The sequence below is a fragment of the Aeromonas salmonicida genome (genome assembly GCF_028355655.1).
In the GTDB taxonomy this organism is placed as follows: domain Bacteria; phylum Pseudomonadota; class Gammaproteobacteria; order Enterobacterales; family Aeromonadaceae; genus Aeromonas; species Aeromonas salmonicida.
This window is the reverse complement of the sequence record NZ_CP110645.1, coordinates 2,107,705-2,120,360: the sequence shown is the minus strand read 5'-3', so window position 1 is coordinate 2,120,360 and position 12,656 is coordinate 2,107,705. Positions and strand designations below refer to the sequence as shown.

Below are 12,656 nucleotides of genomic sequence, written 5' to 3'. Positions count from 1 at the left end.
TATCAAGGCACTCGGACAGAGAGCTTACTCGGGTAACAGCAGCGCCTTTCTATCCAGTTTGCCGCTGCCTGTCTTGGGCAGCGCATCGAGCAGGAGGATGCGCGCCGGTACCATGTAGTGCGGCAGCGTGGCCTGCAAGCCCTTGCGCAGGGCGAGGCGATTGAGGGTCACCCCGGCCTTGGCCTCCACATAGCCCACCAGCATGGCCTCGTCCCCCTCACCGACCAGACGCACCGCCGCCTCCTGCACCCCGGGTTGGCGGCGAAGGCCCGCCTCCACCTCCCCCAGTTCGATGCGAAAACCGCGCAGCTTGACCTGATCGTCCCGCCGCCCCAGATAGAGGAAGCGATCCGCCCCCAGTCGGCGCACCCGATCGCCGGTACGATAGAGCCGATGGGTATCGACCCTCAGGAAGGCGGCGCTCGTCAAGGCTGGCTTGCGCCAGTACCCCTCACACAGGGCCGGGCTCTCGATGCAGAGCTCCCCGCACTCCCCCTCAGATACCGGCAACCCTGCTTCGTCCAGCACCCAGTGGCGATAGCCGGGCAGGCTGTGGCTGATGGTGATCTGCCCATCCGCCGGTGGCCAGCGCACCTCGCTCACCAGCGACCAGACGGTGGCCTCGGTCGGCCCGTAGCAGTTCCACAGCCGCTGGGTACGACTGCAAAGCTGCTCGGCCAATCCCGAGTCCAGCGCCTCGCCGCCACACAGGGCGGTGAGACGCTCGCGCCCCTGCCAGCCTGCTTTGAGCAGCATTCGCCAGCAGGCCGGGGTGGCCTGCAGGAAGTTGATGGAAGGATCCGCCTCGAGCAACGCCATCATTCCCAGGGGGTCCTTGTTGTGTTCACCGCCAGCCACCGTCAGCCGGCCACCACCCCAGAGCGGGCCCAGCATCTCCAGCAAGGAGATGTCAAAGGCCGGGGTGGTGATAAAGAGCCAATGGCTGTTAGGTGATAGCCCGAGCCGCTCGCGGATCCCGTCGAGGAAGCAGAGCAAGGCTCGCCGGCTGATGACCACCCCCTTGGGCTCGCCGGTGGATCCCGAGGTGAACATCATGTAGGCCGCCAGCGCATCGTCCACATTGGGCCACTGCACAGCTGCCCCCCCCACGTGACCGAGACCGGCGAGGGATCGCAGCGGACAGCCAAACGCGGGCACATCGCCATGCCCATCACAGATCACCGCCGAGAGCCGGGCCTGCCGGGCGATACCCTGCAGCCGCTCCACCGGAAAATCCGGCTCGAGCGGCACAAAGGTGAGGCCGAGGCGCAGGCAGGCGAGCAGGCAGGCCACCAGATCCGGTCCTCGCGCCAGATAGAGGCCGACCCGCTCTCCCACCGCCAGCCCCTGCAGGCGGGCGGCGATCTGACCGACCCGCAGGCTGAGCTCGCCATAGTTGAGCCAGGCGCCGGGGCCGGCCTCGCCAGTGTCTTGCTCACTCATGCCTTGCTCATTCACACCGACCCCGCCCATGCCGATGGCGGGGGCCAGCGGCGTGGCGGCGAGGCAATCGGCCAGACGCGAGCCCAGGGTCTGCTCTGTTGCCAGCCCGCCTTGCGGGGAGCTCAGCTCCCGATTGGCGGGCTGTTTGATGGAAGTTTGCTCAATCTTGGTCAGAGCCGTCATAGCACCTCCTCGGGCAGCCGCACCAACCAGTGCTGATAGAGCCGGCTGGGGGATGAATGGGCCTTGAGATCCCTCAGGGTGAGCGGCGCACGCTCGCCGGCAAAGGCGGCATTGAGAGCCGTCAGCAGGGCGAGCTGCTGCACCGAATCCACCCCGAGTTCACACAGGGTCTGTTGCCAGACGCCGGGCACGCCGCACTGACGCTCCCACAGGGCCACCAGCGGACGAGCCGCAGGCGGACAGGGCTCGGCGACTGGCGCCGCGACGCGCGCTGCCACAGGGGCAGGCAGGCTCATCTCATCGGGTCTGGCCGGCAGCGCAAGGTGCGCCCCCGCCAGCCAGCCGAGTTCGGTCAGCCAGGCGGCCAGCACGGCTTCGGCCTTCGCCATGGGGATCAGATCCCCGTCGAACTCAAAGCGCAGATTGAGCCAGCCGCCGCGGGCGTTCACCACCAGGGAGAGCGGCAGTTCGACCTTCTCCACCACGGCGCCAAAGCGCGGCACCAGCTGATGGGGTTCTGGCTCCTCCGGCAGCGCCGGCACAGGGTAGTTCTCGAACACGAACAGGCTCTGGAACAGGCGCGCCCTGCCCTGCGTCAGCGCGGCGAGCGACTGGGTGCCGTGCTCATTGAGGGCCATCAAATCCGACTGCAGCCGGGCGATATGCTCGGCCAGGGTCGCCTCGGTGCGCCAATCCAAGATAAGCGGCAGGCTGTTGATATAGAGGCCGACGCTCTGGGTGATCCCCTCGATGGGGAAATCCCGGCCCGGCGTCACGTTGCCCACCAGGGTGATGTCGTCGCCACAACGGCGCGCCAGCAGGCGATGCCAGGCGTATTGGGCCAGCAAGCCCGTGGTTACCCCCAGCTCGCGGGCACGGGCCTCCAGTTGAGCCGACACCTGCGGCGCCAGGGTCTGGCCGCACACCGCAGGCCTGTGCTGCGTCAGCTGCGGCTCCAGCGCCACCCCGAACAGACGGGAGAGATCGTTGTGTCGGGCCAACAGCTCGGCGCGCCCCTGCCAGTAGGCCTCGCTGGCGCGGGTTTGGCTCGCGATATGGCGGCCAAATTCGAGCCAGGCCCCATCCGGATCGGCTTGCGGCAGCAGGCCGTTCATCAGGGATTGATAGCAGCGATGCAGGGAACCCAGCAATACGGGGCCGCTCCAGCCATCCAGCACGCCATGGTAGGCACTGAAGATGACCTTGTGGTGATCGGGCGCCAGTTTGAAACAGGCGACCCGCAGCAAGGGAGCCTGCTCGAGCGGGATCGGGCGGGCCAGATCCTGCTGGCGATAGGCCGCGATGCGCGCCTCGGCCTGCTCATCCCCCACCAGATCCTGATAGTGGAATGGCAGCTCGGCATGGCGCAGGATGCGCTGCAGTGCCACCCCATCCGCCAGCACCAGTTCGCTGCGCAGGGCCGGCCAGCGGGCGAGCTGCGCCTGCCAGGCCTGGCGGTAAACGGCAAGGTCCAGTGGCTGGCGGTACTCAATCTCGGTCTGCAGGTGATAAGCCGTGTCACGAGGCGCCAGCGCCCTGTGATAGAGCATGCTCTGCTGCAAGGACGTCATGGGCAGCAGTGTCTCCACCTCGCGCCCGCTCAGCACCTGGTCTAGCGCCGCTTGCGAGAGGCCAAGCCCCGGGAAGTCGCTCGGGGTGTGGCGCGGGGCGCTCACCCCACAGCAGTGATCCACCAGGGCACGCAGGTTGGCCGCCAATCTCACCATCAGGGCGTCACTCCCCTGCTGGTTGAGGGCACCGACCTGGCGCAGGGTGAGGCAGCCGTCATAGACGCCCCCGTGCAAACTGATAAGCTCGCGCGGCAGGTTGTCCGGTGAGGAGGGCGCCCCCGGCGCCATGGGCAGGGGCTGCCAGGGCTGACCTGCGGCGCCTTTCGCTCGTGATGCCTGATGGCTGACTCCCAGATAGTTGAAAACGATGAGGGCCTCGGGCAACTCCCAGCCACGGGGATGGTGCAGACGAAGGGCGTTGAAGCCTACCCCCTTGTCCGGTACGGCCCGCAGCCGCTCCTTGGTGGCGCACACCAGCGCATCCCACTCTGGCTCATCGGCCAACGCCAGCGGATAGGTGCTGGTGAACCAGCCCAGGGTGCGGCTCACATCGAGTTCAGCATCGATTGCCTCTCGGCCGTGCCCTTCCAGCATCACGCAGTGACGTGCGCCATAACCCAGATCGCTCAGGGTGCGAGTCAGGGCGGCCAGCAACAAGTCGGGTACCCGGGTGAAGAAGGCCTGATTGGCCGGATCGATCAAGCGGGCCGTGGTCTCCTTGTCCAATTGCAGCAGGCTGGCGGCGGCGCGGCCATCCTCGGCGCGCTGCGCTTCCAGCAGTCCTCGCTGGTTGCCCTCCCCCTGGGCCAGCCAGAACGCCAGCTGATCCTCTTCGCGCAGGGCGTAGGCGGCCAGCCCTTCGCCCCACTGGCGATAGCTGCTGCCCTTGGCGGGCAGGGGCTCGCCCCTGCTCACCCGGGCGAGATCCTCGGCCAGGATGCGCCAGGAGACGGCATCGATGACCAGATGGTGGAAGGCAAGGAAAAGCCCCTCCACCGGCTCTGCCTCGCCCTCGATGGCCAGGTTGCGCAGGCGGGCCCAGGCCAGGGTCTGGCCACTGGCAGGATCGAGCTCCCCTTGCAGTTCGGTCAGGCGGGCCTGCAGTTCAGCCCCGCCGATTGCTCCTGCATCCAGGGTCGGCAAGGGCGGCAGCGCCAGCTCGGCCAGATAGCGCTGGCCGGTCGGGGTCACCGCCAGACGCAGGGCGTCGTGATGCTGGCGCAGGGTGGTCAGCCAGCCATGCAGGGCGGCATCGCCCACCCCGGCGGGCAGACGCAGTATTACCCCCTGGTTCCAGTAGCCGGGCTTGGCGAAGCCCTGCTCGAAGAACCAGTGCTGTATGGGATGGAGCGGGAACTCCCCTGTCAGATTGCCCTGTTCGGTCTGGTGGCTGACCGCCTGCTGCTGGCCGAGCTGGCGGCAGAGGCGGCGCACCGTCTTGGCCTCGAACACGTCCTTCACGCTGCAGTGCAGCCCCGCATCCCGCAGCCTTGTGGTGAGCTGGATGCTGAGGATGGAATCCCCCCCCAGGCGGAAGAAGTCATCCTCCACTCCGAGGGGCTGCTTGAGCACCCCCTGCCAGATGGCGAGCACCGTCTGCTCCAGCTCGCTTTGTGGCTCACTCTTGCTCTGCTGCCAGTCAATGGCGGGCAGGCGGCGCAGGTCCAGCTTGCCGTTGGGGGTAAGCGGCATCTCGGGCAGCCAACAGAGCCGCACCGGCACCATGTATTCGGGCAGGCATTCGCCGGCCCGTTGCAGCAGGGCCTCGCCGTCCGGCTCACTCGCCCCCTCATGCAGGCAGGCGTACGCCAGCAGGCGGCCGTCTTGCACCACTACCTTGATCTGGCGGATGGCCGGACACAGCGCGGCGACTTGCGTCTCTATCTCGCCGGGCTCGATGCGATAGCCCCGCAGCTTGATCTGCTCGTCAATCCGGCCCAGATATTGAATGTTGCCGTCGCGGCGCCTGAGCGCCCGATCGCCGGTGCGGTAGAGGCGATGGGTACGACCGTCGAGAGCCAGCTCGATAAAAGCCTCTTGAGTTCGCTCAGGCAGATTGAGGTAGCCACGAGCAAGACCCAGACCACTCAGGCAGAGCTCGCCGGGCACCCCCACGGGGCAGAGATTGCCCCCTTCGTCCAGGATCAGCGCTTTTAAATTGCTGATAGGCTGGCCTATGGTGATGGGCTGACCCGGCACGAGTCGCGCGCAGAGCGCCGTGACTGTGCACTCGGTCGGGCCGTACATGTTGTAGAGCGCCACCCGCTCCCCCCAGCGTTCCACCAGGCTGCTCGGGCAGGCTTCGCCGCCAAAGCCGATGGCGCGCAGAGAACCGAGATCGGTCGGTGGCAACAGGTTAGCCAGCAGGGCGGTGGGCAGGATCATATGGCTGGCGCCACTTTTGATCGCAGCCGTGATGGCCCCCTCACCCGGCTCGCCAAAGTGCAGGGCCGCGCCGCAGTAGAGCGGCAGCAGTGTGGTCATGTTGCCCGCATCGAACGAGAGGGACATGCAGTTGAACATGGCGCCATCCTGATCAAGGAGGATGCGTTCTGCATGATCCGCCATCAAGTTGATCAGGCTGCCCTGCTCCACCATGACCCCCTTGGGCAAGCCGGTACTGCCGGAGGTGTAGATGATCTGGGCCAGCATGGCCGCGTCCCGGGGGATGGCGCGAGTGCTGGTTGGCAACCCATCCAGCGCCAGCCGATGCAGGTTGTAGTAACCGGCATCTGTGCCCTTGATGGCCTCGGCGAGCCGGGCATCCGGCTCCCCTCCAAGCACCAGCGCAATGCTGGCGTCGCCGAGGATATGGGCCAGCCGCTCGGCGGGGTAGGCCGGGTCGAGCGGCACATAGGCCGCCCCCGCCTTCCAGCAGGCGAGCAGGGCGATGACGAAGGCCACATCCCGTCTGGCCTGGATGCCGATGGCGGCGCCCGGCTTCACGCCTCGGGCCAGCAGCCAGTGAGCCAGCCGGTTGGCGCGCGCCTCCAGCTCGCCGTAACTCAGGGCGCCTTCGCCATCACTCACCGCCAGCGCGCCCGGCAACTGCCCGGCCCGCCGCTCGATATGGCAGAGCAGGGTGTCGCGGCTGGGGTAATCCTGCGGCAGACTGGCGAGCTCGGCGACCAGCGCTGCCTGGTCTGTGCCCGCCTCCAGCGGCAGTTGCCAGATGTCGGTCTCTGGGGCCGCTACCACGGCGCGCATCAGGTGCAGCAGGCGATCAGCGTAAGCCTGGATGGTCTCTCGCTCGAACAGGGCGGTGGCGAACAACCAGTCCACCCTGACGGAATCCATCAACTCGGTCACCTTGACCGAGATGTCGGTCTTGGCGGGCAGCACCGGAGAGGTCTCCTCCACCAGCTGGCAGCCGGGGATGAGATCGTTGAAATCCACCTTGGCCTGATAGACCAGCATGATCTGGAAGATAGGGTTGATGGCAGTCGTGCGATCGGCGCCGATGGCCTCGGCCAGCGCCTCGAAGCGGTAGAGCTGGTGATCGAAGGCCGCCAGATCCTCCTCCCGGCACTGCTGCAGGTAGTCGACAAAGCTGGGGCAACCCTCGAGCCGGGTGCGCAGCACCAGGGTATTGACGAAGAAGCCCACCAGGGACTCTATCTCGTGGCGCTCGCGGTAGGCGAGCGGCGTGCCTATGACGACTTCCTTCTCGCCGCTCTGGCGCACCATCAGCAGGGCAAACAGGGCATGCAGGCCGATGAAGTTGGAGGTGTTGTGGCGCTGGCACAGCCGCTTGAAGCTCTCCCACAGGGCGTTGTCTATGGTGGAGAAGACCAGCTCGCCGCCGCTGGCCTGATGAGCCGGACGCGGCTTGTCCAGCGGCAGACCGTGCACCTCGGGGCTGCCACCGAGCCTGTCGACCCAGAACGGCTTGAACTCTGCGTGGTAATCCAGAAAGCGCGGCGAGTTGAACCAGTGGGCATAGTCGAGGTAGGTGAGCGGCAACTCGGGCACGCTCAAGGGCTCCCGGTTCTGATGGGCAAGGAAGGCACGCTTCAAGTCGGCAAACATGTTCTTGACCGACCAGCCGTCGGAGACGATGTGGTGCTGGGTGATCAACAGCACATGTTCATGAGACCCCAACCGGATAAGGTGCACCCGACTCAAGTCCCCTTTGGTCAACGAGAAGGGCTTCCCTATCTCCTCGCGCACCCGCCTGGCCACATAGGCTTCGCGCTCGGCTGCGGGCTGCTCACTCACGTCCTCAATATGCAGCTTGAAGGGCACGTGCGGCAGTATCTCCTGGGCCCCCCTGCCCGCCTCGTCCTTGACGAAACGGGTGCGCATGCTGGGGTGGCGGGCAAACAGGTGATCGAAGGCAAATTCCAGGGCCGCCGTGTCTAGCTCGCCACGGACCCTGAAGTAGACCGGCATATTGTAGAGGTGGGAGGCCTCCTCGTACTGCTCGATAAACCAGAGCCCGCTCTGGGAGGAGGAGAGCGGGCCGCTCTGAACGCCTTGAGCGACAATGGGGGCCTCGAAGGCGGCGCGAGCCGCCAGACAGCGCACCAGCTCATCCTTGTGCGCCTTGATTTGGGCGCCGATGGCGGGGGTCAGTGCCTCCTTGCTCGACTGGGAAATCAGCTGCCCTTTCTCGTTGAGGGTCAGCCTGACACCCTGGCGTTCCAGCTGTTTTAGCAGCGTTATCATATTGTTCATGACTTACCTCAGGCGCTCAGGGTGGCGCCGCCGTCGACGACCAGATCCTGCAGCGTGATATGGCTGGCCAAGTCCGAGGCCAGGAAGAGCACTGTATTGGCGATCTCCGCCGGGGTGGCGATTTTGCGCAGGGGAATACCGAGCTTGAACTGATCCGGCAGCCCGGCAATGGTGCGAGCCATGGCCCCCTCGTCCGGCAGCATGCCGCGCAACATGGGGGTATCCGTCGAGCCCGGCGACACCAGGTTGACCCGCACGCCGAAGGGGGCCAGCTCCAGCCCCACCGTCTGGGTCAGGCTGGTGACTGCCGCCTTGGAGGCGCAGTAGGCCGCCATCTGCATGCGCGGCACATGGGCGGCGTTGGAGCCTATGGTGACGATGGCACCGCGCCGCTGCCCCTTGAAGTGGGGCACCAGGGCCCGAAGCAGATAGAAGACGCCGGTGGCGTTGACCGTCATGCAGTCGTGCCAATCCTGGTCGCTCAAGTTTTCGGTGGGGCTGAGGCGCAGCACCCCGGCCCCGTTGACCAGCACATCCAGCCCACCGTCCGCCAGCAGCGCGGAGCAGCAGGCGTTCACCGCTGCGGCATCGCCGATGTCGATCAGCCGGGTGGCATAGGGGTAGCCGACCTCGGGAAACGCCAGATCCAACCCCACCACGGCGGCGCCGGCGGCCACGAACTGCTCTGCCACCTCGCGCCCTATGCCACGGCCGGCACCTGTCACCCAGACCCGCTTGCCACTGAAATCAAAGGCCATTGCTTGTTGCTCCTTGCTCATCACCACACCATCTCCACGCTCTCTTCATCCTCGGTCAGCTTGCCATCGAGGAAGCGGCAGAAGTCGTCCAGACGGGGGTGGTCGAACACATCGGATACCTTGACCTGCACCCCGAACTCGGCGCCGAGCCGGTTCACTATCTGTATGGTCTGCAGGGACTGGCCCCCCAGCTCGAAGAAGTTGTCCGCAGGCGCCATGGTGGCGAGCCCCAGGATCTGCTGCCAGATGGCGCCGACCCGGTTCTCCGTCTCACTGCCGAGGGTCAGTGCCTCATCCGTAGACTGGTACTGAGCCAGCAGGGCCTTGCGATCCAGCTTGTTGGAGCCGGTGCGGGGCAGCTGGTCATAGTGGCGATAGTCGGTGGGGATCATGGCGGCGGGCAACACCTTGGCGAGCTGCGCCTTGATGGCCCGACTGTCGCGCTCGGAGCCGGCCACGAAGGCCACCAGCCGGCGTACGTTGCCGATACTCACCCCCTGCACGCAGGCCTCGTCCACCCCGGACAGGGCCAGCAGTTGAGCCTCCACCTCGCCGGGCTGGATGCGATAACCGCTGATCTTGAATTCGTTGTCGCGCCGGCCCAGATAGACCAGCCGGCCGGCCTCCAGCCGCACCCGATCGCCTGTGCGATAGACGGGCAGCGCCTGCTCACCGACCCGAAGGGTGTCAAAGCTCCCCTGCACGCCACCCACATAGCCGTTGGCAAGCTGTGGGCCGAGCAGCACCAGCTCCCCCTCGCTGGCAGGCTGTTCCCCTGCCCCCAGAATGAGCGCCTGCATGCCGGGCAGCGGCAGGCCGATGGGCAGCTGGGTCTGGTTCGGGTCTTCCTGCTGCAGCTCATGCGTAGTGACCACCACAGTGGTCTCGGTGGGACCGTAAGTGTTGAACAGGCGCACATCAGAACGCCCCTGCCGTTGCCACTGGGCCAACTGCTCGGGGTAGACCGCCTCGCCGCCTATGATGACGGTGGCGAGCCGGGCCGGGATATGGGCCTGGCCCGCCGTCAGCGCCACCACCCACTCGTTCCAGAAGGCGGTGGGCAGGTCGAGGTGGGTGATCCCCATCTGCTCCACCCCGGCCGCGAAGGCGGGCATTGATTCGAGCAGGGCGTCGGTACGCAGCACCAGGGTGGCACCGGCGCTCAGTGTGGCAAACACCTCCTCTATGCTGGCGTCGAAATTGAAGGGGGCAAATTGCAGCATCCGGGCGCCCTCGTTCAGGTGATAGCGGCAGCGGGCGGCAGCGGCGAAGTGATCGAGCGCCCCGTGGCTGACCGCCACCCCCTTGGGCAGGCCGGTCGAGCCCGAGGTGAACATCAGGTAGGCGACGGCGCGGCCGGCAGCCGGCTGGTTGAGCCGGTTGTCGCTCACCAGATCCCCGGCCAAGAGAGTGCGCCCCTCGAACAGGCTGGCCAGCTTATGGCGATACTCGGCCTGGGTGATCAGGGTCTTGACCTCCCCAAGGCACAGGATATGACCCTGGCGCTCCAACGGCTGTTCGGGGTCGAGGGGCACGTAGACGGCGCCCGCCAACAGCACAGCCAGCTGGGCGAAGATGGCCTGGGGGCTGCGGGCCAGCATGACCCCGACCCTGTCCCCCGGCTGCACGCCGGACGTCTGCAGAGCGGCTGCCATCTGCTCGCAGCGGGCCAGCAGTGCCTCGTAGCTGACGCTCGCCTCCCCCTGCATCAGGGCAATCTTGTGCGGGGTCTGGGCGGCGAAGTGGCAGAGCGCGTCCAGCACAGGACGCACCTTGATCACTTCGTTGGCGGGGCCGGTGATCAGGGCTCCCAGCCGCTGCTCGGCCAGCCAGTCGGCCTTGAGGCTGCCCAGGGTCTGGGCGGGATCGGCAAGCCAGCGGCCCAGCAGAGCGAACAGGGTATCGGCGATGGTCGCCAGCTCGGCCTGCTGGTAGCAGCCGGGGTTGGCATCCAGATCCAGTCTGGGCTGGCCATCGGCGCCGACCTGCACTTCGATGGTGAGATCCTCCACAGGCCCGGCGCTGATGTTAAGAATATGGGCACTGAGCGGCCCGAAGCGACGGGCGTGATCGAACGGCATGATGTTGACCAGGGGGCCGAACAATCGCTTGTCGCCCCCCACCAGGCCAAGGTCTCGGCGCAGCAGTTCGTAGCGATAGTGCTGGTGCTTGCGCACGCCGCGCTTGGCCTTGGCCACGGCGCCGGCCGCCCCCGCCAGATCCAGTTCTTCACCGAGCGCCAGCGCCAACGGGGTGATGTTCATCTGCATGCAGGGCACTGTCAGGGAGGCAGACCCGATGCGGTTCATCATCATCAGGCCAAGCAACGTTTGTTGCTGGCCACTGGCAAGGGAGAGCTGGGCCGATAGGCCGGCCAGCAACAGGTCAGGCCAACCCAGCTTGTGCTCGTCGGCAAAGCCGGTCAGCGCCTGCCACAGCGCCGCCGGCAGGGGGCGACTCTCACGGATAAATTCGGCGGCGATGGGCGCGCGGGTGTCACCAAAGGATTTCACCTCGGGCCAGCCTTGCAATTGCGCCTGCCAGAAGCTGCGGGCGGCAGCGTTCTTGCCGCTCTCCTCGCGGGCCAGCTCTTCGGCCAGCACCTCATCCAGCAGGCCAAACGGCGATGGCGACGGCACAGCTCCTGCCAGCCCTTCGCCATAGAGTTCGGCGATACGCTGGAACAGCAAGGTGGTGCCAAAACCGTCCAGCGCTATGTGGTGCACGCAGCTGTAGAGGTAATCCCGGCCGGGGCCACGCAGCAAAGCGAAGCGGCAGGGTGCTTCTTTAGTCAACTCGAACGGACGGCGCAGATCGGCCCAGGCCCAGCCGCGGGCGGCAGCCTCGTCATCGCTTTCAAGGTTCACCTCGCCATAGGCGAGGGGTGCCTCGTCCGAGACGAAGCAGACCGCCTCCCCATCGTCTTCGAAGTGGCCCTTGAGCGCCTCGCACTCACTCACAGCCCGGGTGAGCGCGGCCACCAGCACGGCCGCGTCGACCTTGCCATCGAAGGCGATACACTCGGCGGTGTTGAACATGGCCTTGTCGTCGTTGAGCAAATGACCGGACCAGAGCCCCTGTTGGGGTATGGTCAGAGGGAAGCGGCTCATGGCGTCACCTCCAGCGCCTGTGCTGCCAGCTTGGCCTCGATCAAACGCCACCAGCCATTGAGGGTCGGCAGCTTGGCCAAGTCCACGAAGCCCAGCTCCACCCCGGCGGCGCGCCACTCTGTGAGCAAGGACATGATGCGCACCGAATCCAGGCCGTAGTCGATGAGGTTCTCGTCCGGGTCAAACTCCCCTTCGTCCTCATCGATATGGCTCAACAGCCGCGCCTTGAGTCCCTCATACGTCAGCAACGGATGGGTCTGGACGGAAGCTGGTGCAAGCGCCAGCAACTCCTCACAGGGGATCACCTTGCCGCAGCGGGTCGCCACGTAGTCGAGCGCCATCTGGTGATCGGCCAGGGAGAAGTCCGCTATCCCGTCTGCTAGGAAGAAGGGCTGGATGTCGCGCATGAAGGCGTCACAGGCGGTCATCATGCAGCCGATATGGCCGTAGATGCCGCCTATGATGAGCTGATCCCGCCCCAGGTCTTTGAGCATCTGTTCGAGTTCGGAGCGCTGGAAGGCGCTGTAGCGCCACTTGACCAGCACTGTGTCGTCACGCTCCGGGCGCAGCCCTGCCACCACCTGTTGCAGCTCGGGACTCTTGTTCAGACCCGGCCCCCACATGTCGTTGAGCAGTGCGCGATCTTCGGGGGATTGATCCTTGGGCTGGGCCGTGTAGTAGACCGGAATGCCGAGCGCCTTGCACTGCTTGCGCACCGCAGCGAGTCGCTCGGTGAGGGCCTGGATCAGCTGGCTATTCTCGCCATAAAACGCAGTGAAGTACTCCTGCATGTCGTGGATCAGCAGGGCGGCGCGCTTGGGATCCAGGGTCCAGTTGACCTTGTTGGCCTTCCACTGGCTGGGCATGGCGTAGTTGTTCAGGGTTGGGATAGCCATAACGTCATGATTCCTTTT

The 12,656-nt window shown here is 66.1% G+C and carries 5 protein-coding genes; all 5 read right to left on the bottom strand.

Translation table 11 applies throughout. The features are described from left to right. Nucleotides 1–24: 24 nt before the first annotated feature. Genes amoH through ONZ54_RS10150 form a run of 5 tightly spaced genes read right to left on the bottom strand, consistent with a single transcriptional unit; the run spans nucleotide 25 to nucleotide 12,638 of the window. A complete protein-coding gene (amoH, locus tag ONZ54_RS10170) occupies nucleotides 25–1,626 on the bottom strand; it encodes an amonabactin biosynthesis glycine adenylation protein AmoH (RefSeq protein WP_271788069.1) in 1,602 nt (533 codons plus the stop codon). After that, nucleotides 1,623–7,874, bottom strand: coding sequence for an amonabactin biosynthesis non-ribosomal peptide synthetase AmoG (gene amoG, locus ONZ54_RS10165; RefSeq protein ID WP_271788068.1), 6,252 nt, complete (start codon nucleotides 7,872–7,874; stop codon nucleotides 1,623–1,625). Before amoG ends, amoH begins: the two co-directional genes overlap by 4 nt. Nucleotides 7,875–7,882: 8 nt before the next feature. Further along, the gene (gene dhbA / locus ONZ54_RS10160; protein WP_087755572.1) at nucleotides 7,883–8,632 is read right to left on the bottom strand and encodes a 2,3-dihydro-2,3-dihydroxybenzoate dehydrogenase; all 750 of its coding nucleotides are present in this window, start codon (nucleotides 8,630–8,632) and stop codon (nucleotides 7,883–7,885) included. Nucleotides 8,633–8,652: 20 nt separating this feature from the next. After that, nucleotides 8,653–11,742: an amonabactin biosynthesis non-ribosomal peptide synthetase AmoF gene (amoF, locus tag ONZ54_RS10155; protein ID WP_271788067.1), complete on the bottom strand. Its 3,090-nt coding sequence runs from the start codon at nucleotides 11,740–11,742 to the stop codon at nucleotides 8,653–8,655. Beyond that, nucleotides 11,739–12,638 (bottom strand): isochorismatase family protein, encoded by a 900-nt coding sequence (locus ONZ54_RS10150; RefSeq protein ID WP_271788066.1) that lies wholly within the window; start codon nucleotides 12,636–12,638, stop codon nucleotides 11,739–11,741. Before ONZ54_RS10150 ends, amoF begins: the two co-directional genes overlap by 4 nt. Between the last annotated feature and the right edge of the window lie 18 nt (nucleotides 12,639–12,656).

What these genes read in the sequence shown, in the direction of transcription:
- amoH (WP_271788069.1), bottom strand. Translation starts at nt 1,626, where the DNA reads ATGACGGCTCTGACCAAGATTGAGCAAACTTCCATCAAACAGCCCGCC.
- amoG (WP_271788068.1), bottom strand. Translation starts at nt 7,874, where the DNA reads ATGAACAATATGATAACGCTGCTAAAACAGCTGGAACGCCAGGGTGTC.
- dhbA (WP_087755572.1), bottom strand. Translation starts at nt 8,632, where the DNA reads ATGGCCTTTGATTTCAGTGGCAAGCGGGTCTGGGTGACAGGTGCCGGC.
- amoF (WP_271788067.1), bottom strand. Translation starts at nt 11,742, where the DNA reads ATGAGCCGCTTCCCTCTGACCATACCCCAACAGGGGCTCTGGTCCGGT.
- ONZ54_RS10150 (WP_271788066.1), bottom strand. Translation starts at nt 12,638, where the DNA reads ATGGCTATCCCAACCCTGAACAACTACGCCATGCCCAGCCAGTGGAAG.